This is a genomic window from Streptomyces sp. NPDC057137 (assembly GCF_042670825.1).
Lineage (GTDB): Bacteria > Actinomycetota > Actinomycetes > Streptomycetales > Streptomycetaceae > Streptomyces.
In genome coordinates this window covers 1-23,098 of the sequence record NZ_JBHUUW010000084.1, presented here as the reverse complement: position 1 = coordinate 23,098, position 23,098 = coordinate 1, and the positions used below count along the sequence as shown (strand labels likewise).

The 23,098-nt window shown below is 71.6% G+C and carries 14 protein-coding genes; 3 read left to right on the top strand and 11 right to left on the bottom strand.

Annotation, left to right across the window (positions count from 1 at the left end; translation table 11 throughout):
• Positions 1-57 precede the first annotated feature (57 nt).
• From ACFT9I_RS36200 to guaA, 4 genes are all read right to left on the bottom strand, one after another.
• A complete protein-coding gene (locus ACFT9I_RS36200; protein WP_382571587.1) occupies positions 58-1,323 on the bottom strand; it encodes a hypothetical protein in 1,266 nt (421 codons plus the stop codon).
• 71 nt (positions 1,324-1,394) lie between these two features.
• A complete protein-coding gene (locus ACFT9I_RS36195; RefSeq protein WP_382571585.1) occupies positions 1,395-2,156 on the bottom strand; it encodes an SAM-dependent methyltransferase in 762 nt (253 codons plus the stop codon).
• A 53-nt stretch (positions 2,157-2,209) separates the two neighbouring features.
• On the bottom strand, positions 2,210-2,800 hold the full coding sequence (locus ACFT9I_RS36190; protein WP_382571584.1) for a Uma2 family endonuclease: 591 nt from the start codon (positions 2,798-2,800) through the stop codon (positions 2,210-2,212).
• A 114-nt stretch (positions 2,801-2,914) separates the two neighbouring features.
• Entirely contained in the window at positions 2,915-4,495 is a 1,581-nt protein-coding gene (guaA, locus tag ACFT9I_RS36185; RefSeq protein WP_382571582.1) for a glutamine-hydrolyzing GMP synthase, read from the bottom strand.
• A gap of 311 nt (positions 4,496-4,806) precedes the next feature.
• On the opposite strand from guaA, the gene ACFT9I_RS36180 reads away from it, so the two are divergent.
• Positions 4,807-5,088, top strand: a complete 282-nt coding sequence (locus ACFT9I_RS36180) for a chorismate mutase (protein WP_382571581.1) — start codon at positions 4,807-4,809, stop codon at positions 5,086-5,088.
• A 646-nt stretch (positions 5,089-5,734) separates the two neighbouring features.
• Here ACFT9I_RS36180 and ACFT9I_RS36175 read toward each other — a convergent pair.
• The 7 genes from ACFT9I_RS36175 to ACFT9I_RS36145 all read right to left on the bottom strand — a co-directional run bounded on the left by ACFT9I_RS36175 (position 5,735) and on the right by ACFT9I_RS36145 (position 20,865).
• Entirely contained in the window at positions 5,735-7,609 is a 1,875-nt protein-coding gene (locus ACFT9I_RS36175) for a GMC oxidoreductase (protein ID WP_382571579.1), read from the bottom strand.
• 73 nt (positions 7,610-7,682) lie between these two features.
• The gene (locus ACFT9I_RS36170) at positions 7,683-9,287 is read right to left on the bottom strand and encodes a succinic semialdehyde dehydrogenase (RefSeq protein WP_382571577.1); all 1,605 of its coding nucleotides are present in this window, start codon (positions 9,285-9,287) and stop codon (positions 7,683-7,685) included.
• Positions 9,288-9,444: 157 nt separating this feature from the next.
• On the bottom strand, positions 9,445-11,187 hold the full coding sequence (locus tag ACFT9I_RS36165; protein WP_382571575.1) for a serine/threonine-protein kinase: 1,743 nt from the start codon (positions 11,185-11,187) through the stop codon (positions 9,445-9,447).
• A gap of 79 nt (positions 11,188-11,266) precedes the next feature.
• Positions 11,267-13,045, bottom strand: a complete 1,779-nt coding sequence (locus ACFT9I_RS36160) for a serine/threonine-protein kinase (protein ID WP_382571573.1) — start codon at positions 13,043-13,045, stop codon at positions 11,267-11,269.
• A gap of 128 nt (positions 13,046-13,173) precedes the next feature.
• Positions 13,174-16,485: a protein kinase gene (locus ACFT9I_RS36155; RefSeq protein WP_382571571.1), complete on the bottom strand. Its 3,312-nt coding sequence runs from the start codon at positions 16,483-16,485 to the stop codon at positions 13,174-13,176.
• Between the two features lie 340 nt (positions 16,486-16,825).
• Positions 16,826-18,820 carry a serine/threonine-protein kinase gene (locus tag ACFT9I_RS36150; RefSeq protein ID WP_382571569.1) on the bottom strand — a complete coding sequence of 665 codons (1,995 nt, stop codon included), beginning with the start codon at positions 18,818-18,820 and terminating at the stop codon, positions 16,826-16,828.
• A gap of 338 nt (positions 18,821-19,158) precedes the next feature.
• Positions 19,159-20,865 carry a glycerol-3-phosphate dehydrogenase/oxidase gene (locus tag ACFT9I_RS36145; protein WP_382571567.1) on the bottom strand — a complete coding sequence of 569 codons (1,707 nt, stop codon included), beginning with the start codon at positions 20,863-20,865 and terminating at the stop codon, positions 19,159-19,161.
• A gap of 256 nt (positions 20,866-21,121) precedes the next feature.
• On the opposite strand from ACFT9I_RS36145, the gene ACFT9I_RS36140 reads away from it, so the two are divergent.
• Both ACFT9I_RS36140 and ACFT9I_RS36135 read left to right on the top strand, forming a co-directional pair.
• Positions 21,122-22,384 (top strand): nucleotide sugar dehydrogenase, encoded by a 1,263-nt coding sequence (locus ACFT9I_RS36140; RefSeq protein WP_382571565.1) that lies wholly within the window; start codon positions 21,122-21,124, stop codon positions 22,382-22,384.
• A 118-nt stretch (positions 22,385-22,502) separates the two neighbouring features.
• Positions 22,503-23,072 (top strand): hypothetical protein, encoded by a 570-nt coding sequence (locus tag ACFT9I_RS36135; protein ID WP_382571564.1) that lies wholly within the window; start codon positions 22,503-22,505, stop codon positions 23,070-23,072.
• The last annotated feature ends 26 nt before the right edge of the window (positions 23,073-23,098 follow it).

Sequence of the window (23,098 nt, the reverse complement as noted above, 5' to 3'; positions counted from 1 at the left end):
ACCGACAATGCGCTCAGCGGCCGCCGGCCCGCACTGTCGGTCCTGGCCGGGGACGTCTCAGTCCACGACGTCGATCGCCACCCGGTTGGTCTCGACACCGGCCGCCGTCACGACCTGCACATCGAGGCGCCCCGGCTCCACGTCGACCGGCACGGGCACGGTGAGCACCGTGTCCGACGGGTTCTGGAAGCCGCCGGGGACCGGGACCAGCGGTACATGGATATGGACGGGCCCGATCCGTACGACCATCCTGGCCAGCCGGTCCGGTGTGCCCGCGCCCGGCGGCACGAAGCCCGTCCCCCGGATCTCGATGTCGTCGCCGGTGCGGATCGGCGCGTCCAGGTCCCCGGCCTCCCGGGCCCGGACGACGGACAGCACCACCGGACGGCCGCCCTCCGCCCATTTGCCGGCGAAGTACGTCGCGGCCGAGACGGTCACCAGCAGGGCGAGCGCCCACGGCAGGTCGGGCAGCTGCTCGGGGCGGCGGGCGAGGCGCACCCCCGAGAAGACCACGGCGACGGCCGTCACCAGCGTGTACTGGACGTCGGCGAAGCTGCCGCGCCCGGCGTCGTCGCAGAGCAGGTCGGCGAGGCGCGGACGCTCGGCCCGTACCTTCTGCAGCCGCCGGTCCGCGACGCGTACGCCCACCACGCGGCGTACGACGACGGCTATCGCGCACACCACGGCCAGCACGGTCAACATGCCCGCGCCCCGGGCGAGTTCGAGCCCCGCGATCAGCTCGTCGCGCGCGTCGTTGTCGGACGCCCCGGCGAGCTGCAGCGCGAGCACCAGCACGGCGAAGACGAGGAGCAGCACCCACGCGGAGGCGACGGTGCGGGAGGTGGACAGCCGGTTGTCCTCGCCGATGAGCGGGGCGAGGAGACCGCCGCGCGTACGGTGCAGCCTGGCCGCGCCGGTGAGCAGCCCGGCCACCGCGAGGGCGGCGACGAGGCCCGCCGTACGGGCGACGCTCCAGCCCGCGCCGATCGCGGTCCCGGCCAGCGCGAGCGCGAACACCGCGACGGTCCCCCACACGACGAGCAGCGTGTGTCGCCAGACGGCCGGCAGCCAGGCGTCGCCGGCCTCGCGGCTGCGGTCGGCGACGGCGCGCGCGGACTGGGTGAGTTCGTCGGACACCCACTGCCTGGACGCGCCGGGCGAGTGCGCGAGCGCGGCGGGCAGGCCCTGACCGGCCGCGAACTCCTCCCGTTTCGCGAGGAAGGCCGCGACTGCCTGCCGGTGTCCCTCGTGCGCCCCGTGCGGGCAGTTCCCGCAGGTACAGCCCCCGCCGTGCGTGCCTTGTCCCGCCACTTGCACCGCCACGCCGAATGCCGCCTTTCCCGCCCCTGAACTACCGTTCCGTGACTGGGAATTGTGCCGTATCCGGGAGGGTCTCAGACGCCGAGGACGAGATACGCGAAGCCGAAGTACCCCCGGTAGCCGCCGAGATAGCCGGCGCGGTGCTTGGCGGCGGTGGCGCGGGCGGCCCCGTGCAGGGGGTGGTCGGGGTGGTCGAGCGCCCAGCGCTCGCCCCAGCCCGCCCGGCTGTTGGACTCGAAGAGGTCCCATTCGCGCTGGTCGGCGACGGTCGTACGGAGCGGTGCGAAGCCCGCGTCGGCGGCGGCCCGGACCAGGTCGTCCAGCGAGCCGACGAATTCCTCCTCGACGGCGCCAAGTCCGGTCAGGGCGGCGGAAGTCGGCTTCTCGATCCAGTAAGCGTCTCCGAAAAGCACGCGCCCGCCGGGCTTCACGGTCGCCCGCAGGGCGCGCAGCGCCTCGCGGGTCGTGCCGGGCCAGGCGTGCACGGCACCGATGGAGACGGCGAGGTCGTAGCCGGTCCGGGTCCACGCGTCGGCGGATCCCTGGTGGAAGGTGACGCGCCCGTCCAAACCCCGCTCCCGGGCGAGCCGTTGTCCCCGCACGACGGCGACGGGGTCGCTGTCCACACCGTCACCGGTACTGCCGGGGGCGCCGTCGACCATCCGCAGCAGCAACTCGCCCCAGCCACAGCCGAGATCGACCACCTGCCCACCGTCGGGCAGGGCGCAGGCGTCGATCAGCGAGCGGGCGTGGTCTTCGGAGAGGGGGGCGTTCCAGGTCAGGAGGGGGTTGTTGGGGGCGGCGAGGATGGCGTGGAGTTCGTCGTGTTCGGGCATGGTCGCCAACGCTCGCACAGGCGGTCGGCGGGTGCGAGTGAATTGCAGGGGGCCTACAGGTTGTCGACGTCGGCGAGGTCGATGTCGATGTCGAACGGGACGGAGAGCTTCAGCCGCTCGTGGAAGATACCGACCAGGGCGTACGACTGCGTGTCCTCGGACAGGTCGTAGACCCGAACGACCGGATGCTTGTCGGTCCCCGCCCTCTCCACCAGCCAGAAGTGCTGGATGCCCGCCCGCGCGTATTTGTGGGGCTTGGTGTCGCGATCGCGGGACTCGGAGTCCGGCGAGACCACCTCGACGGCGAGGCAGACATCCGCCACGTCGAAGTAGGTCTGGTCGGGGTCGATCTCCGAAGTCCGGACGACGCAGATGTCCGGCTCGGGGGCGTTGCGCTCATCGAGCTTGACTGTCATCTCGCGCCGGACACGCACTTCTGGTGGAGCCGTGCGGCGTAGTCCGGCCACCAGCATGTCAATCACGATGCTGTGGAAATCTCGCTGCGGACTCACAAAAACCAGGCTCCCGTCGATCAGCTCTGTGTGCGGCGGGAGCCCGGGCAGCGTCAGCAGGTCGTCCACGGTGTAACCGTCCTTCGGCGGCACCGGCCACGAAGTGGTGGTGCGCAGCGGCTCAGCGGTCATGGTTCCTCCCATGGACGGAATTCTGGTCCGTACGGCAAGCCTACCCAGGGCATATGCCAATGCCGCCACTCAAACGAATGAGCGGCGGCATCGGCATTGACCTGGCAGAAACGGTCACTCCCACTCGATCGTGCCCGGCGGCTTGCTCGTCACGTCCAGGACCACCCGGTTCACGTCCGACACCTCGTTGGTGATGCGGGTGGAGATCTTCGCCAGTACGTCGTACGGCATCCGGGTCCAGTCCGCCGTCATCGCGTCCTCCGACGAGACCGGGCGCAGCACGATCGGGTGGCCGTACGTGCGGCCGTCGCCCTGGACGCCCACGGACCGTACGTCCGCGAGCAGGACCACCGGGCACTGCCAGATGTCGCGGTCGAGCCCGGCCGCCGTCAGCTCCTCGCGGGCGATGGCGTCCGCCTCGCGCAGCAGGTCCAGGCGCTCGCGCGTGATGTCGCCGACGATACGGATGCCGAGGCCCGGTCCCGGGAAGGGCTGGCGCTGGACGATCTCGTCCGGGAGGCCCAGCTCCTGGCCGACCATCCGGACCTCGTCCTTGAACAGCTGGCGCAGCGGCTCGATGAGGGAGAACTCCAGGTCCTCGGGGAGCCCGCCCACGTTGTGGTGCGACTTGATGTTCGCGGTGCCGCTGCCACCGCCGGACTCGACCACGTCCGGGTAGAGCGTGCCCTGGACGAGGAATTCGACCGGCTCGCCGGGCTCGGCCTCGGCGATGATCTCCGCCTGGGCCTGCTCGAAGACGCGGATGAACTCGCGGCCGATGATCTTCCGCTTCTGCTCGGGGTCGGACACCCCGGCCAGCGCGGTCAGGAAGCGCTCAGCCGCGTCGACGACCTTCAGCTGCACGCCGGTCGCGGCGACGAAGTCCTTCTCGACCTGCTCGGTCTCACCCTTGCGCATCAGACCGTGGTCGACGTACACGCAGGTCAGCTGGGAGCCGATCGCCTTCTGTACGAGGGCGGCGGCGACGGCCGAGTCCACACCGCCGGAGAGACCGCAGATCGCGCGGCTGGAGCCGACCTGTTCGCGGATCGCGGCGACCTGCTCCTCGATGACGTTGCCGGTCGTCCAGGTCGGCTCGATGCCGGCGCCTCGGTAGAGGAAGTGTTCGAGGACCTGCTGGCCGTGCGTGGAGTGCATGACCTCGGGGTGGTGCTGGACGCCGTACAGCTTCTTCTCGTCGTTCTCGAAGGCGGCGACCGGCACGACATCTGTGGAGGCGGTGACGGTGAAGCCCTCGGGGGCGGCGGAGCAGGCGTCGCCGTGGGACATCCAGACCTGCTGCTCGGCCGGAGTGCCCTCGAAGAGGGTGGAGCCGGGCTTGGAGACGTGCAGTTCGGTACGGCCGTACTCGCGCGAGCCCGTGTTGTCGACCGTCCCGCCGAGCGCCGTCGCCATCAGCTGGAAGCCGTAGCACATGCCGAAGACCGGGACCCCGGCCTCGAAGAGCGCGCGGTCGACGGTCGGGGCGCCCTCCGCGTACACGGAGGACGGACCGCCGGAGAGGATGATCGCCTTGGGGTTCTTGGCCAGCATCTCGGCCACCGGCATCGTCGAGGGGACGATCTCGCTGTAGACCCGGGCCTCCCGGACGCGGCGGGCGATGAGCTGGGCGTACTGCGCGCCGAAGTCGACGACGAGTACGGCGTCGGGGGCGGCGGGGGGTACTGCTGGCACGGGCGCGGCCTTCCGGCGGTGAAGGGGTTCGGTACGCCGATTCTAACGGGGGGCGAAGACAGCTTTTCGTCTCAGCATCCGAACCCCCGCACAGGGCCCCCGGACCCCTCCGGCATACTGGCTGCCATGCGCGAGCACTCGACCTTCGTCTTTACCTATGGCACCGGCCCGTCCGGCTGCCATGGTCGTGCCGCTTGAGCTGACAAGCGACTTCCCAGGCGCCCCGGGCCGACAAGGCCCGGGGCGTTCTGCGTTGTCCGGGCCGGATGTTCGCCGCTCGGGGTCTCCCCCTTCGTACAGAGGAGCCCTTCATGACCGTCACCGACCGCACCGGCGCCCGTACCGACGAGGCCGCCGCGGTGATCGACGGCGCGCGCGAGCGCATCGACGCACTCGACGACCGGATCATCGGCCTCGTGCAGGAACGGATGGCCGTCTCGGCCGTCATCCAGGACGCCCGTATCGCCTCCGGCGGACGCCGGGTCAACCTCGCCCGCGAGAACGAGATCCTGGGCCGCTTCAGGGACGCGCTCGGCACGCCGGGCACCTCGCTCGCGATGACGCTGCTGGAGCTGTCGCGGGGCCGGATCTGAGCGGGCACGGCTCGGTGCGGACATGGGTTCGGGCGCATCCTCACCCGTACGGCGCGTGACCGGACCCGCCGGGGCTTCGTTGGTCCCGATGTCCGTGCCAGCCAGGGGCGGGCCCGAACAAACCACGCGTGGCTTCGCTGGGGCGTGTGACGTACCGCTGCTGGTGCGTCGTGGGACCTCGTCTCAGCGCGAGTGACCGGTCGGCAGGGGACAGCATGCCCGGTCACCCCAAGAGCGGTCGGCACCGGGGACGCCCGGCGCCGACCGCATACGGACACGGATCCCCCCGTGTCCAACCGTCCGTCCGACAGTCGGCTCCTCCCGCTCACCCGTCCACCGTCCCGAACTCGCGGCGCTCACCCCCCCCCAGCGCCGCGATCCGGCACCGGCGCGCCGCCCTGACGCCATGGTGCCGACGACAAGGGCCCCGCAGGCGCCCGTCCGATTCGCTTCGGACCGGGCCCGCGGGGCCCTTGTCGCGTGGGCACGGCCATGGCCAGGAGATGTGACGCGCACCACATAAGGATTCCGTGAGGAAAAGGGCAACCATCTGCCCAGGTCACAGGTCCACCATGCGACACAACGGTCACTCTTGTGACCGGAGGCGCTGCACTCGGAGGGGGGTGCAGCGCCTCCTTGCTGCCGGCTACGACTTCTTCTTCGCAGGGCTTTTCTTCGGCGGCACCGTCGGCATCCCGAGGAACGGCAGCTTCAGCGCCCCGAAGGCCGACGCCGGGACCGCCGGTGACTTCGGCGCGACCGCCTCCCGCTGTACGTACGCCGTGCCCGCCGACTGCTCCGGACGCGGGTCCCGCTCCCCCTTGTTGGGCCAGAAGGACATCGCGCGCTCGGCCTGCGCGGTGATGGTGAGCGACGGATTGACACCGAGGTTCGCCGAGACCGCCGAACCGTCGACCACCGAGATGCCCGGGTGGCCGTACAGCCGGTGGTACGGGTCGATGACGCCGTGCTCCGCGTCGGCGCCGATCGGGCAGCCGCCGAGGAAGTGCGCGGTGAGCGGAGTGCCCATCAGCTCACCGACGTTCGAGCCGGCGAAGCCGTTGATCTCGTCGGCGAGCAGCGTCGCCGTCCGCGTACCTTCCGCTATCTGCTTGGGGTTGGGGGCGCCGTGCCCCTGACGTGCCGTCAGCAGACCCTTTCCGACGCCGCCCTGCTTGCGGTAGGTGGTCAGCGAGTTGTCCACGGACTGCATGACCAGACCGATGATGGTCCGCTCCGACCAGTGCCGGTTGGAGAGTGAACGGGCCGCCTGGACCGGGTGCTTGACCATGCTGCCGAGCCAGCCCGCGATCCGGCGGCCGTTCTCGCTGTAGGGGACCTGGAGGATCGAGAGCGAGCCCATCGCGTTGGAGCCCTTGCCGTAACGGACCGGCTCCACATGGGTGTTGGCGTCGGGGTGGAAGGACGAGGTGATGGCCACGCCTCGCGTGAAGTCCGCCCCGGACCGCCCACTGCCCGCCGTGCCCGCGCCGTGCTTCTTCCGGTAGCGCCGGTCGGTGGTCTGGGCGCCCACCAGGGCCTCGGAGTTGGTACGGGTCAGCTCACCGAGCCGGTCGGACAGCCGGGGCAGCCGGCCCCGGTCCTTCATCGTGTGCAGCAGGGTCTGCGTCCCGTACGTCCCCGCCGCGACGACGACATGGCGGGCCCGCAGCACCCGTGGGGCCGACTTGCGCCGGTGGGTGGGGACGGTCGCGACGCGATGGCCGCCGGCCGGGTCCTCGGTGATGTCGACGACGGTCGTCATGGGGCGGATGACCGCCCCGGCCTGTTCGGCGAGGTAGAGGTAGTTCTCGTTGAGCGTGTTCTTGGCGCCGTGACGGCAGCCGGTCATGCACTCGCCGCACTGGGAACAGGCCTTGCGGGAGGGCCCCGCGCCGCCGAAGTACGGGTCACCGACCGACGCGCCCGGCTCGGCCCGCGCCGTACCGTCGGCGTCCCGGCCGTCGCCGAAGAAGACCCCGACCGGCGCCAGCTGGAAGGTGTCGCCCACGCCCATCGCCTGCGCGGTCGCCTTGAGATGGACGTCCGACGCGGTCATGGTCGGGTTGAGCCGGACGCCGAGCATGCGCTGCGCCTGGTCGTAGTACGGCGCGAGTTCGGCCTGCCAGTCGGTGATGCCGGCCCACTGCTTGTCCTCGAAGAACGCCTTCGGCGGCACGTACAGCGTGTTGGCGTAGTTGAGCGAGCCACCGCCGACGCCGGCGCCCGCGAGGACCATCACGTTGCCGAGCAGATGGACCCGCTGGATGCCGAAGAGGCCGAGGGCCGGGGCCCAGAGATAGTTCTTGATGTCCCACGAGTTCTTCGGGAGCGTGCCCGGTGTGAAGCGGCGGCCGGCTTCGAGGACACCGACGCGGTATCCCTTCTCGGTCAGCCGCAGCGCGGCGACCGAACCGCCGAAGCCGGACCCGACGACGATGACGTCGTAGTCGTAGCCGTCGTGCTCTCCTCGGTCGTCGTCCCGGTCACCTCGACCGTCGGCATGGGTGTCCCGTGACATCGGCTCTCCTTCTTCGATTCGGCTTCGAACCGGCTTCGGATCGGCTTCCGACCGGCTTCCGACCGGCTTCGGATCAGCGCAGCCGGAAGGCCTTGAGCGCGCGCAGGCTCCTGGTCATGAACGCCGCGTACTTCTCGTCGTCCATGCCCATCGACGGAGCCATCGGCAGCACGCGCTGCTGCGCGACGGTCTGCACCTCGGTGTATTTGAGAATGCCCTCGGAGCCGTGCCTGCGGCCGAGGCCGGACTCCTTCATGCCGCCCATCGGCGCCTGGACGCTGCCGTACGCGGGGGCGTAACCCTCGTTGATGTTGACGGTGCCGGTACGCAGCCGGGCGGCGATCGCGTGACCGCGCCTGCCGTCGCGCGTCCACACGCTCGAATTGAGCCCGTACGGCGTGGAGTTGGCCAGCTCGACGGCCTCGTCCTCGTCGCCGAACCGGTAGACGGAGACGAGCGGCCCGAAGGTCTCCTCGGTGCAGACCGACATCGGCGCCTCGACGCCCTCCAGGATGGTGGGCTCGTAGAAGTACGGCCCGATGTCGGGCCGCGCCACCCCGCCCGCGAGGACCGTGGCGCCCTTGGCGACGGCCTCATCGACATGGCTGGTGACGGTCTTGAGCTGGCGTTCGCTGATGAGCGAGCCCATGTCCGCGCCGTACGCGAGCGCGCTGCCCAGCCGCATCGCCTTCGTACGGGCGACGAATCGCTCGACGAACGCGTCGGCGACCGACTCGTGGACGTACAACCGCTCTATGGAGATGCAGAGTTGACCTGCGGTGGAGAAGCAGGCGGGCACCGCACCGGCCGCCGCCTTCTCGATGTCGGCGTCGTGCAGGACCAACATGGCGTTCTTGCCGCCGAGTTCGAGGGAGGCGCCGACCAGTCGGCTCGCCGCGCGCTGCGCGACCTCGCGGCCGGTGCGCGTGGAGCCGGTGAAGGAGATGTAGTCGCCGCGCTCGACGACCTCGGGCCCGACGACCGGCCCCTCGCCGAGCACCACCTGGAACACCCCGGCCGGCAGACCCGCCTCGACCAGCAGGTCACGCGCCCACAGCGCGGTGAGCGCGGTCTCGGTGTCGGGCTTCATGACGACGGCGTTGCCCGCGACGAAGGCGGGCAGGGCGTCGCCGACGGACAGCTCCAGCGGGTAGTTCCAGGGCGCGATCTGCCCCACGACACCGCGCGGCTGGCGCTGCTCGGTGACCTTCGTCAGGACGGGCACGGCGCCGGTGTGGCGGCGCGGCCGGAGATACGAGGGAGCCTTGCGCCCGTAGTGGCGGGCGGCGACGGCCACGGCCTGGACCTCTTCGTGCGCGTGCAGCCTCGCCTTGCCGGTCTCCAGCTGGATGAGGTCGAGCACCTCGGCCTGGCGCTCCAGCAGGAGGTCGTGGAAGCGGAGCAGGACGGCGGCCCGCTTCCGTACGGAGGTCGCCGCCCAGACGGGCTGCGCGGCGCGGGCGCGCGAGAAGGCCTCGGCGACGTCCTCGGGGGTGGACTCGGGCAGGTCGGCGAGCTTCTCGCCCGTGGACGGGGTGTGGTTCGAGGTGAGTCCGGAGCCCACGACGCCCCTGATGAGCTGGGCGAGCACTTCGGGAGTGACCACGTCGGCGGCGGTGCGGACACCGGCGGGCACCGGAGCCACGGGGTTGGTCGTGGGGGCCTGTGAGTCCGTCATGAGGGCGAGAGTATGCCGCATCCGGAACTTTGGGTACCCGCCGGTAACACCTTTTCGCCGGTCGTCCGCCGCTCGCCTGCCGGTCGCCCGCCGACCCCTCGGACGACCGGCCACGAACGCGCCAGTGATCGCTGGCAGATAAGCCCTGATCAGGCGCTCAGGGCAGGTAATTGCTCTCGATCACGAGGTGCTTGACGACGTTCGAGAAGAGTTCCTCGCCGTCCTTGACGGCTTCTCCCTCGGCGGGCATCGACACACGGAGCCGCCAGTGCACATTGTCCTTACCCGGGACGATCAGCTCGTGGTAGCGGTAGTGGAGCGGGTCGTCGGACGAGTCGCTGTACGGCGTGAAATCGACGATGTTCTCGAAAGCCTTGTCGGAGCCCGTGAACGGCGAATCCGCCCACTCGTATTTCGCGTCCTTGATCTCCGTGCCGTCCTCGCCGCCGTCCTTGTAGTACGTCTCCCAGGCTGCCCGCTTGGGGTCCAGGACCTCAGGGAAGTCCGGCGACTTCTGGACCTGTTCCATGGCGATACCGAAGACGCCGCTCGGATCCCTGAAGCTGACGCGCGTCTCCTCGGTCGAGCTGTCCTGGAAGCGCCGGTAGTCCTTCGGCATGGAGATCTCGGCGCCCAGGATCTCGGCCTCCGGGCGGACGGCCCAGCCCTCCGGCAGCTCGTCGCCCCCGAACGGGTCGAGGAGGATCAGCACCAGCGCGACGACCACCGCGAGCACGCCGCCGACGAGACCGAACTGCGCCGGGCGGTTGCGGTGCAGGACCGGCGGGACCCACTTGCTGCCGCCCCCCGCGCCGCCGCCGGTTGCCGCGTTCTGGTAGATCCTCGTCGCCTCCGCCGAGAGCTGCGGCGGACGCGCCACCGACTCCAGCACCGCGCGGACCTCGGCCGCGGTGGGACGCGCCGCCGGGTCCTTCCGCAGGAGCTGCATCACGACCGTACCGAAGGCGCCCGACCCGCGGGCCGGCATCTGCGGCTCGGCGGAGAGCACGGCCTGGAGCGTCGCGGGGATGTTCGAGCGGCGGTACGGGGACATGCCCTCGACCGCCGCGTACAGCACGACGCCCAGCGACCACAGGTCCGACTCGGGCCCGGGGCGCTGCCCGAGCACCCGCTCCGGCGAGATGAACTCCGGTGAGCCGACGAAGGCCCCGGTCTCGGTGAGTCCCTGCTGGCCCTCGACCTGGGCGATGCCGAAGTCGCTCAGCACGACCCGGTCGGCGCGCCCGAGCAGGACGTTGTCCGGCTTCACGTCACGGTGCAGCACACCGGCCTCGTGGGCGGCGTTGAGCGCGTTCAGTACGTCGAGCCCGATCCTGGCGGCCTCGCGGGGGTCGAGCGTGCCCTCCTGAAGACGGTCGGCGAGCGACTGGCCGCGCACCAGCTCCATGACGATCCACGGTTTGGAGTCCTCGACGACCACGTCGTGCATCGTGACGACCGCGGGGTGGTCGATCCTCGCCGCCGAGCTGGCCTCGCGCCGCATCCGCCGGTGGACGGTGTCGCGTTCGTGCTCGCTCAGGTGCTCGGGAACGCGCGGCTCCTTGACCGCGACATCGCGGTCCACGACCTCGTCGTGCGCCAGCCAGACCGTTCCCATGCCGCCGTGGCCGAGCCGCGAGACGAGCCGGTAGCGGCCACCCAGGAGGCGTCCCACCGACGGGTCGGGCTCCATCGGGGTGTGCGGTGCCGCGGGGGTGTGCGCTCCGGCCTGCGTCGGCTGGTACGGGGAGCCCTGCGGGCCGCCGTGGGGAGCCTGGGGCGGCACCTGCGGCTGCTGCGGTTGTCCCTGGTGCGGCGGGTACGACTGCTGTGGCTGCTGCTGCGGCGGTCGGAGTCCGTAGCTGGTGGGCTCGTTCGCACGTCCCCCGTCGTTCGTCATGACCACATCTTTACGGAAAGCGCGTCGCGATATCCACCGGGGGGCGGGAGCGGGTGCAGAGCCGTGACATCGGCTCCCCTCAGCCGCCCGTGCCCGGCGCCTGCCAGCCCTCCAGCATGACCTCGAACTGCGACCGGGTGGTGGACCAGTCGTCGGCGGGGCCCGACATGTAGAGCGCGTACTCGGTAGCGCCGTCCGCCGTGAAGAACATCTGGTCGATCGCGCGGCGCGGGCCGGCCTTCGTCTGCGAGCTCTTCTCGGTGTAGCTGAACTCCCAGAGCGCGGCCTTGGTCTGGCCGCGGAAGGTGTTGGGGGCCAAATGGATCCGCTGGTAGTCGGGCAGGCCGTCGACGCCCTTCTCCATGTCGAGCATGTGGTTGTACGGATCCTGGAAGTCCGGTGTGGTGTCCACGGCGATACGGAGGAAGTGCTGGCCGTCGTCGGGGGTGTAGTCGATCTGGTCGCCGTTCATCCGACGCTCCCAGCCGTCGGGGACGAGGAGGCTGAAGCCCGCCGGATCGTCCACCCGCTTCCAGCCGTCCGGGACGGACTCGGAGGGCTTCGGCGGCTCGGTGTCGTCTTCGCCGCCGTTCCCGGTGTTCCCGTTCTCGCTCTCGTTCCCGTCCTCGTTCCCGTTCTTGCCGTCGTCCGAGGACGTGGCGCCCGGGTCCGGCTTCGGGTTCGCGCCCGCGCTCGTGCCGGGATCGTCGTTGTCGTTCCCCCGCTCAAGCGCGAAGTAGCCCACGCCGCCGCCGATCAGCGCGGCGACGACGGCCGCGACGAGCACCGCGCGCCAACGGCCGTTCCTGGCGGGCGGCGTGACGGGCCCGGTCACCTGCGGCGGGTACGCCTGCGGGGGCGTGTGCCCGTACGGCGCGGGGTACGGCGCCTGCGCGTACGACTGCTGAGGCTGCTGAGGCTGCTGGTGTTGCGGCTGCGGAGGTGGCGTGTGGGACGGGGAGGACACGGCGCCTGCGGCCTGTCTCCGCTCCTCGTCCGTCACCAGCGATGTCGGCGCCTCGGGCGCGCGCCCGTCGAGCACCTCCCGCAGCATCCGCTCGGTCTCGGCGGAATCCGGCCGGGCCTCGGGGTCCTTGAGAAGCAGCGCGGCGATCACCGGGGTGAGCAGCCCGGCGCGTACGGGAGCCGGCGGGTCGTCGGTGACCACGGCCTGCATGGTGGCCACCGCGGACGTACGGCGGAACGGGGACGTGCCCTCCACCGCCGTGTGCAGCGTCGCGCCCAGCGACCACAGGTCGGAGGCAGGTCCGGGATCGTTGCCGCGTACCCGCTCGGGCGCCAGGTAGTCGATGGAGCCGACGATCTCACCGGTCCGGGTGATGGCCGAGTCGCCCTCGATGGCGGCGATCCCGAAGTCCGTGAGCAGCACCTGGCCGTCCCGCGCGAGCAGGACGTTGCCGGGCTTCACGTCGCGGTGCAGGACCCCGGCCGCGTGTGCCGCGCGCAGCGCGCCGAGGACCTGGAGGCCGATCCGGGCCGCTTCCCGCGGCGTGATCGGGTCGGGGGTGAGCGCGTCCGCGAGCGACGGGCCGTCCACGTACTGCATGACGATCCAGGGCCGGCCGCCGTGGTCGAGCACGTCATGGACCGTCACCACGGCGGGGTGACTGATCCGGGCCGCGGCTCTGGCCTCTTTCTGGGTACGGGCGTGCAGCACGGTGCGGTCGGCGGCCGTGACGTACAACGCCGCCGTCAACTCCTTGACCGCGACGGTCCTGTTGAGCAGTTCGTCGTGGGCCCGCCACACCTGGCCCATGCCGCCGCTGCCGATTACCTCGCCGAGTGTGTAACGCCCGGCGAGGACCAGTCCCTCGCGCGTTTTCGCTGAATCGTCCACGTGCCCCTGCCTGTTCCTCGGAATGCCAGGTTACGGAGGGGAGGCACGGACACGGAACCTGGGCCCGCGCCTGAAACCGCACCGTGACACACACGGCGCGGCCGGACGGCCCCTCAGGAGGCGGGCGGTCAGCGGGTGATCCGGTAGGAGCCGCTGGCCTGTTGGTAGATCTCGGAGACTTTGTCCTTCTCGTCCACGGGGCCGATGACCTGCACGATGTGGTAGCTGCCCTTCACGATCATGGCGAGGTTCCGGACGTAGACCTCCTGGCCGCTGCTGTTCTGCCAGGTGTACTGGCCCTCGGCCATGCGCTGTTGGCCGACGTCGATCCGGCGCAGACCCGAGGCGGTGGCCCAGGACGAGTCCCGGAAGGGCTGCAACTCCCGCTGCTTCTCCCGCTGGTAGACCAGCGGGTCGTCGCCGTTGTCGGCCACGGTGTCCCGGCCCGGCACCACGATGAGCGTGAAGTCGCCCCGCCGGTAACGGACTTGGCCGCTGTCGTTGATCGGGCGGCGCTCCCAGCTCTTGTCCACGCCGATCTCGAAGCCCTCGGTGTCCTTGCGCAGGACATATCCGGCCGCGAGGTCGGCCGGCGGGCCGGAGGTCTGCGGCGTGGAGGAGTTGCCGTCCTCCGGCTGGTCGGCGCCGTTGTCCGGGGTCGTGTCGGGGTTCTGCGGCTGCGGCGACGCCGGCGCGCTCGGGTTCGTCCCCGCGCCGTTCTGCGACTGCTGCTTCTCGTCGGCCTTCGGCAGGAACATCACGGCGAAGGCGATGGCCGCGACCATCAGCACGAGGATGACGACGAGCAGGATGCGCCCGAGTGAGCGCGGCGCACGTGAACCGCCGCCGCCCGACCGCACCCGCGGCTCCCGGTACTCCCTCTCCCCGAAGTCGTCCTCGCGGTGGTCCCGTTCGCGCTGGTCCCGTTCGCGGTAGGCGCGCTCGGGCTGCTCGTGGCGCGGCTCGACGTACGCCTCGCCGTGCGAGGCGCGCGCGACGCCGCGCTGTTCGGACGACCTGCCGCCGCCCTTCTCCTTGCGCTCCTTGACCTTCTTGTGGCGGTGCCGGCCGGCGTCGCCGCCACGGCCGCGGCCCCGGCGCTTACGGACCAGCTCGCCCCTGCGACGGACGATGGGCAGCCGCTCGTCGACGGAGGGTACGGCGACGACGTCGAGACCGGCGTCGGGCTCGGGCGCCGAGCGCACCAGCGAACGCAGCCAGCCGCGCAGCTCCTCGAAGTCGGGCCGCTCCGTGGGGTCCTGACGGAGCAGCGACTCGACGACGGGGCGCAGCGCGCCGCACTCCTCGGCGAAGGCGGGCGGTTCGGCGCAGACGAGCTGGACCAGCTCGGCCGCGCTCTCCTCGGGATACGGGGCGTGGCCCTGGACGGCGCGGTAGAGCAGCGCGCCGAGCGCCCACAGGTCGGTGGACGGGCCGATGGGCGGGGCGAGTTGCCAGTTCTCGTGGACCGGTCCCGCCTGCTCGGGCGCCCAGCGCTCGGTGACGGCACCGACGACGGCTATCCGTGCCTGGCGGGCGCGTTCGGCGGCGAGCGGGGTGGCGGGGCCCCGGTACGCGGGAGTCGTGTTGCCCGCGACGACCTCGTCCCAGCGGCCGGCAGGCGCGCTGGGGCCGGGGACGGCGGGCAGGTTCGAGGAGTGCCGCTGGGCGTCGGCGCGCATGGCGTCGCTGGTGCCCGACGAGGCGCGCCAACCGCCGCCACCACCGCCACCGCCCGAGCCGCCGGTGCCTCCGCCGCCCGTGCCCGCGCCGCCGCTCGCGTTCTCCTGGCGGAGGTACGGGGAGGTGCCGCCGGCCGGGGGCAGCGCCGGTACGCCCCGGCTGCCCGACGCCTGGTGGTACGGGTCGCCGCCACCGCCCGCGGACAGCGGGCGGGAGCTGTCACCGGCGCCCGACGGGCCGTCGTGCCAGGTGCCCGCCAGTTGGACGCGGCGGGGCGGACGCGGGTCGTCGTCGTCCGCGTCGAAATCCGTGTCGAAGTCGTCGTCGGAGTCGGAGTCGGTGTTGGTGTTGTCGTACGTCGCGCGCCCCGGCGGGTCGATCTCGCGGGGCGGCATCGCCCACCAGTCGGGATCGCGGTTCTCGCTCTGCGAGGGCCCGGCCGCTCCGGCCCCGCCCGAAGCGCCGTCCGGCGAACCGCTCCGGCCGGCGGGGGCCGAGGGGTCCGACAGATGCACGGGGCGCTGGGCGGGCAGGGTGCCGCTGTCGCGCTGCTGGTCCTCGGTGACACGGGCGGCGGCGCGCGCTCCGGCGCGGTAGGCGGCGATGGCTCCGGCGCGCGCGGCGCGGGTGTCCGCCGGGCCGCTGCGGGAGGGGGTGGCGGGCAGGGCGGGCGGGCCGGTGTACGGGACGACGGGGGCCGGTCCCGTACCGCCGGAGGTGTCCGGGTCGTCCTGTCCGTCTTCGGTGCCGGTACCGGTGTCGCCCGTGGGTCGGCCGAACGCGTCCGTCCCGTAAGGGACTTCGCCGTACGACCGGTCGCCGTACGCGCCGTCGCCGTACGTGTCGCCGTAGGTGCCGTCGCCGTAGGTGCCGTCGCCGTACGGACCGTCGGCCGAGCGGGCCGTCTCCAGCGCCGCGCGACCCGGCGACGCCGGTCCGACCGGCACACCCAGTGCGCCGGTCCCCGGGGGCAGCGCCTCCGAGGCGCCTGTCCGGCCGCCGGGAATGCCCGTGGCACCCGGGCCGCCGATCGGCACGCCCGAGGTCTCCAGACCGCCGCCGATGCCAGGCCCCGGCTCGGGACCGGGCTCCTGTCCGACGCCCGGAACGGGCCCCGGGATCTCTCCGGCGGGTCGGTAACCGGCTTCGAATCCGCCTTCTTCAGGCGTCGCCGGCACCGGCATGTAGCCGCAGAGCGCTTCCTCGGCCGCGCCGGCCGCGAGGCCGGTGAGCACCACGCGTCCGTCGTCGCAGACGAGCACCGTGCGGATGGTGATGTTCCGGTGGGTCCAGCCGTGGGCGTGCAGCACCCGCACGGCGGTGAGCACGTCCGAGGCGATCTCGGCCGCGCGGTAGGGGTTGAGCGGCTTCTCCGCGAGGAGGGCGGCCAGCGGCCTGGCCGCGACCAGTTCACTCACTATCCACAACGACCCGCCTTCGGCGAAGACGTCGAAGACCTGGTCGAGCCGTGGGTGGTCGGGGATCTGGGCGGCGCTCTGCGCGGCCTCGATGGCGCGCCGCACCGCCGGGTCCGTGGGCCTGCGTGTCGTACGCCCCGAGACCCGCCGCGTGGTCGCGGCGCCGTCCGGGTCGACCATCTCGGCGTCCACGACCTCGGGCAACGGCACCTGCCTGACGAGGACTTCCTGCCCGCTGTACGTGTCGAACGCACGCGTCTCGACGAGGTCGAACTCGTCGGACGGAGGCAGGGGCAGGCGGTAGCGGTCGGCAAGTACCCGTCCCGCGTAGTCGTCCACGACGCCTCCCACACGCGCGCTGTCCCTGGGTCTCCGGATCCTCGGAGACCTCGCGAAACCGCCAATTCCGGTCGTTTACCGGCCCATTGTGACTGCGTACGGTCCGCGAGTTCTCACGATACGTGGCCGCACACAAATATGCCGCCGGTCACCGCAACACAGGTCTTAACCTTCCCGGCAACCTGGGCCCGTACGCCCCGGTACACCGTGCGTCTACCTGCCGCCGCCCGTTCCGGTCCTGATGCGGGCCGCTTCACAGACAGTCGCATCAATCACCGGAACGGGTCGTACCGCCCACGAGTTCACGCCATCGCGACACGTTCGCGCCGGGGTCCTGCCCTCAGTCCGTCGGCTTGAAAGTGCTGTACGCCGTCTCACGAAGTGTCCGGCACTCGTCGTCGTCCCACTCGTCGGCCTTGCAGGTGATCATGATCGCGTAGCCATGGGTGGCGTCGACCTTGAAGCCGCGGTTCAGCACCCGCACCCGCTCGCCGCTCTGGTCGCGTTCGAATCCCCAGTCGGCGACGGTCGGATAGCCGTTGAACTCCACCGACTTGATACCGAGGCCCTTGTAGTTGCCCATGCTGCCCTTTATCTGGGTTTCCAGCTGCTCCCAGGCGCGCTTCGCGTCGTCGGTCGGCTTGGCGTTGAAGTCGACCTGGATACGCGGGAATCCACCGTCCTCGTTGTAGATGCCGCCCGAACTCTGGCCCGCTATGTCGGTGAGCCTGAAGTCCTCGGGCATCGCCATGGAGAAGTGGAACCGCTTGTCCGTGACCGTCTTGAAGTCCTCGGGCACGCCCTTGCCGCCCGAACCGGAGCCGGAGTCCGAGTCGCCGGAGCCAGGTCCCGAGTTGTCCGTGCCGGAGTCGCCGTCGGACGACGAGCCGTCCGACGCGTTGGCGTCACCGCTGTCCTTGGCCGAATCCTGCTGCTTGTCCTGGCCCGCCGTGCCGCCGGCGCCGTCCTTGGCGTCGCCGCCCGCCGTGGCCCCGGCCGACGCGGCGGTGTCGTCCTTGCCCGCGTCACCCTTGGCCGTGCCGTCCGAGTCGCCGTTGAGCGCGACCACCAGGACGACGGCGAGGATCGCCAGCACGACGACCCCCGCGATGATCATCAGTGTGCGGCGCGGGACGACATCGGTGAGCGACGCCCGCGTGGCCGTGGTCCGTGCGGTGCCCCCGCCCGGTGTGGCCGCGGGTGCGGACGGGGATGTGGTCGCGGCGGCCGTGCCCGCGGCTCCCGCGCCGCCGACCGCACCGCCGACCGCGCCGGCGCCCGCCGCCTTGCCCGACTTCGGCCTGGTACCGGCGACGCTTCCGCTCGCGGCGGCTTCCTTGGTCCGGCCCTTGCCCCGGGGCGCGGGCTCCGGGGGAAGCGGCGGCAGCGCCACGACCCGGGTCGCGTCGGCCGCCGGCTCGGGCAGCTCCGAGGGGTCGGGGGTGTCGATGACGTCCTGGAGCAGCGCCCGCGCGCCCGCGTCGTCGAGCCGCAGCGCCGGGTCCTTGGCCAGCAGACCGTAGATGACCTCTTCCAGCGCGCCCGCGTTCTTCGGCGGGTCGAGCGGTTCGGTCATGACGGCGGTGAGGGTCGCGATGGCCGAGCCCTTGTCGTACGGAGGGCAGCCCTCCACCGACGCGTAGATCAGTCCGCCCAGCGACCAGAGGTCGGCGGCGGGACCGGGCTTCTTGCCCCGCGCGCGCTCCGGCGAGATGTACGAGGGGGCGCCGACGAGCATGCCGGTCGAGGTGACCGACGGGTCGCCCTCCACCTGCGCGATGCCGAAGTCGGTGAGGACGACACGGCCGTCCTCGGAGATGAGCACGTTGGACGGCTTCACGTCGCGGTGCAGGATGCCTTCGCGGTGCGCCGAGCGCAGCACGTCGAGGACCGCGAGCCCGACCTCGGCGGCGCGCCTCGGGGTGAGGATCCCGTCCTCGCGCACGACCTCGGCGAGGGACTTGCCCTCGATGAGTTCCATGACGATCCACGGCCGGTCGTCCTCGTCGACGACGTCGTAGACCGTGACCGCTCCGTTGTTACGGATACGGGCGATCGCCTTGGCCTCGCGCAGCGTGCGCGTGATCAGGCGTCGCTTCTCGTCCTCGTCGATGCTGGTGGGGAAGCGCAGCTCCTTGACGGCGACCGTACGACCCAGCGTCTCGTCGACGGCCCGCCAGACCGTGCCCATTCCGCCGCGGCCGAGCACCTCACCGAGCCGGTACCGTCCGGCGAGAAGGCGCCCCTCAGGGCTCGCGTCGGCCCCGCGCTCGGTGTCGTCCGTGTCGTTCTCGGGGTCCCGCGCCGTGTCCCGCGACTGCTCCGCCTCCGCCATGCGTCCCCTCTGCGATCCCTCATGTCCCGCGCCTGGCGCCTGCCCGCGCGCGGCGCAGTAACGCGCCCTGACAGAGGCTCCATTGTCCCTCACTCCGGGGCATGCGATGCTCCCGGGTCCGCCATCCGCCGGTACGAAGGCCCAAGCGGACTCCGATGCGGGGCCGTTGGGCGGGGTGCGGCGGACAGCACCGCTGGTCATGCCCCTGTTCGGGGCTCGAACAGGCACGCCCGGAACAATCCCGTAAAGGATCGCACCGGGCGCCCCACCCGCCCCAACTCACCTCAGAAACCACCGCAAGCCGGTCCCGTACCTCGGCGGACCTCCGCCCTCCCGCCCTACAGCGGCACGATGTCCGGCGCCCCGAGCCTCGCCGCGTCCGCCGTCAGGTCGTCCGGCTGGCGCTGCGACTCGCGCTCCGCCTCCACCCGCTTGCGGTAGTGCTCGACCTCCTTCTCGATCTGGTCCTTGTCCCAGCCGAGGACCGGCGCCATCAGCTCGGCGCACTCGCGCGCGCTGCGCGTGCCCCGGTCGAACGTCTCGATCGAGATGCGCGTGCGCCTCGTCAGGACGTCGTCGAGATGGCGTGCCCCCTCGTGCGACGCCGCGTACACGACCTCGGCGCGCAGATAGTCCTCGGCGGCGCCCAGCGGCTCCCCGAGTCCGGGGTCGGCCGCGATCAGCTCCAGCAGCTCCTCGACCATCGCCCCGTAGCGGTTGAGCAGATGCTCCACCCGGACCACATGGAGTCCGGTCCGCGCGGCGATCCCCGCCCGCGCGTTCCACAGGGCGCGGTAGCCCTCGGCGCCGAGCAGCGGGGTGTCCTCCGTCACGCAGGCCGCCACCCGCTGGTCGAGGCCGTGCACCGCCTCGTCCACCGCGTCCTTGGCCATGACCCGGTACGTCGTGTACTTGCCGCCGGCCACGACGACCATGCCCGGCACGGGGTGCGCGACCGTGTGCTCGCGCGACAGCTTGCTCGTCGCGTCGGACTCGCCGGCCAGCAGCGGGCGCAGCCCCGCGTACACCCCCTCCACGTCGTCACGCGTCAGCGGTACGGCGAGGACCGAGTTGACGTGTTCGAGGAGATAGTCGATGTCCGCGCTGGAGGCCGCGGGGTGCGCCTTGTCGAGGTCCCAGTCGGTGTCGGTGGTGCCGACGATCCAGTGCCTGCCCCACGGGATGACGAAGAGGACCGACTTCTCGGTCCGCAGGATCAGTCCGGTCGAGGAGTGGATGCGGTCCTTGGGGACGACCAGGTGGATGCCCTTGGAGGCCCGGACGTGGAACTGTCCGCGCTCGCCGATCAGCGCCTGGGTGTCGTCCGTCCACACCCCTGTCGCGTTGACGATCTGCTTCGCCCGGATCTCGTACTCACCGGCGCCGTCCACGTCCCGCACGCGGGCACCGACGACCCGCTCGCCCTCGCGCAGGAAGCCGACCACGCGGGCCCTGCTGGCGACGTGCGCGCCGTAGCTCGCGGCCGTACGCACCAGGGTGGCCACGTAGCGCGCGTCGTCCATCTGCGCGTCGTAGTACTGCAGGGCGCCGACCAGCGCGTCTTTCTTGAGCGCGGGGGCCACGCGCAGCGCGTGGCGGCGGGAGAGGTGCCGGTGCGTCGGCAGGCCCCGGCCGTGGCCGGACGAGAACGACATCGCGTCGTAGAGCGCGACGCCCGATCCGGCGTAGAGCCGCTCCCAGCCCTTGTGCTGCAACGGGTAGAGGAACGGCACCGGCTTCACCAGATGCGGGGCCAGCCGCTCCAGCAGCAGTCCGCGCTCCTTGAGCGCCTCCCTGACGAGCCCGAAGTCGAGCATCTCCAGATAGCGCAGCCCGCCGTGGATCAGCTTGCTCGACCGGCTCGATGTGCCGGAGGCCCAGTCGCGGGCCTCCACGAGCCCCGTCGAGAGTCCGCGTGTCACCGCGTCGAGCGCGGTCCCGGCGCCGACCACGCCCGCGCCCACCACCAACACGTCCAGTTCACGCTCGGCCATCTCCGCAAGAGCCGTGGCGCGCTCCTCCGGTCCCAGTGTCGCTGTCCTCACCGCTGCCTCCCGTCGCCCCCGTGTTGTTCGGGCACTTCGATTCTGTCCGGACTCACCGACTTCAGCCACCGGCTGTGGACAACACCGGCTGAAGATCGGATCGGACCAGTGAAATCCGCAGACATGTCCTGCCATGTCCGGCCATGTAATGACGCATATCGGTCATATTTACGCCTAGTCTGACATTGCGCTCGCTCGTTCTGTCCACACGGGTTGCGCCCTCTGTCCCCTCCGGTTATGGGAAAGGACGGCCCACATGCCCGCAGACCTCGCCGTCATCGGACTCGGCCATCTCGGCCTGCCCCTCGCCCAGGCCGCCGTGGCCGCCGGCATCGAGACCATCGGCTACGACACCGATCCACGGCCCGTGGCCGAACTGGCCGCGGGCCGCACCCCCGTCGACGGCTCACTCACCGCCTCCGACGTCCGGCGCATGCTCTCCGGCGGCTTCCGGCCCACCACCAACCCGACCGAGCTGGGCCGGGTCCGTACCGCCGTCATCTGCGCGCCCACCCCGCTGGGCCCCGACCGCACCCTCGACCTCACCGCCGTCGGCGAGGCCGCCCGCGCCCTGGCCGCCCGGCTGCGCCCGCACACCACCGTGCTGCTCGAATCACCGGCGGGCCCCGGCACCACGGAGGGGTTCCTGCGCACCATCCTGGAGGAGGGCTCGGGCCTGCGCGCCGGGCGCGACTTCCACCTCGCGTACTCCCCCAGCCGCCTCGACCCCGGCCGCCGCACCCACGGCCACACCAACACCCCCAAGGTGATCGGCGGACTCACCCCGGCCTGCACCGAATCGGCGGCCGCCTTCTACGGACGCCTCACCGACAAGGTGGTCCGCGCGCGCGGGCCGCGCGAGGCCGAGACCGTCAAGCTCCTCGAAACCAACTTCCGGCACGTCAACATCGCCCTGGTCAACGAGATGGCCGTGCTCTGCCACGACCTCGGCGTCGACCTCTGGGACGTCATCCGGTGCGCCGAGACCAAGCCGTTCGGCTTCCAGGCCTTCCGCCCCGGCCCCGGTGTGGGCGGCCACGGCGTCCCCATGGACCCCAGCTACCTCCCGCACGCGGGCCGTACCCCCGGCCACCCGCTGCGGATGGTCGGCCTCGCCCAGGAGATCAACACGCGCATGCCGCAGTACGTGATCCAGCGCTGCGCCACCCTCCTCAACGAGCACGGCAAGTCCGCGCGCGGCGCCCGCGTCCTGCTGCTCGGCGTCACCTACAAGCCGGACCACGCCGACCAGGAGAGTTCACCGGCGACCGAGATCGCCTGCCGGCTGATGGACCTGGGCGCGACCGTCAGCTACCACGATCCGTACGTCCCCGACTGGCGGGTACGCGATCTGCCGGTGCCGCGCGCCGACTCTCTTTACGAGGCCGCGGCGCACGCGGATCTGACGGTGCTGCTCCAGCACCACCGTACGTACGACCTCCAAGGCCTCGCCGTGAAGGCCCAGTTGCTGCTCGACACCCGGGGAGCGAGCCCGGCGGGCGCGGCGTACCGGCTCTGACGCGGCGGCCCACCGGCCCCTCGTGGTCCGGCAATTGCCTACGGCGGTGTCGTAGCCGACTGCTATGGTCCAGGGCGCTCGCACAACGGTGCGGGCATTCCTTGGGGGGATCCTTCATATGAGCCAGTCCGTTCCGCCGCCCGGAAACCCGTACGGCAACAACCCCGGCGGTCCCGTCCCGCCCGGTTCGGGCAACCCGTACGCCAACAACCCCGGCGGCCCCGTCCCGCCCGGTTCCGGCAACCCGTTCGCGGGCGGCTCCGGCAACCCCTTCGCGCCGGCCCCGCCGGTCCGCGACGCCGTGGGCCTCGGCCTGGCGGCCGCCGCCGGTACCGCGATCGCCGCCGCCGCGATCTACGGCGGCATCGCCGGTGCCATCGAGAGCGAGATCAGCTTCGCCGCCATCGGCGTCGGCTTCGTCATCGGCTGGGTCGCGGGCAAGGTCGGCGGCCGCAACCCGATCCTCGGCGTGGTCAGCGTCGTACTCGCGCTGGCCGCCGTCTACCTGGGGCAGATCTTCGGCATCGCGATCATCGGGGCCGAGGAGTTCGGCGTGTCGACGACGGAGATGCTGTTCGACAACTTCAGCCTGCTGACCGACGCGTGGAACGCGAGCAAGGACATCATGACGTTCCTCTTCCTCGCCCTCGCCGGTTTCGCGGCGTTCTCGGGCGCCAAGAAGGCCTGACGCCCGGAAGCCGGTCGCGCGCGGCC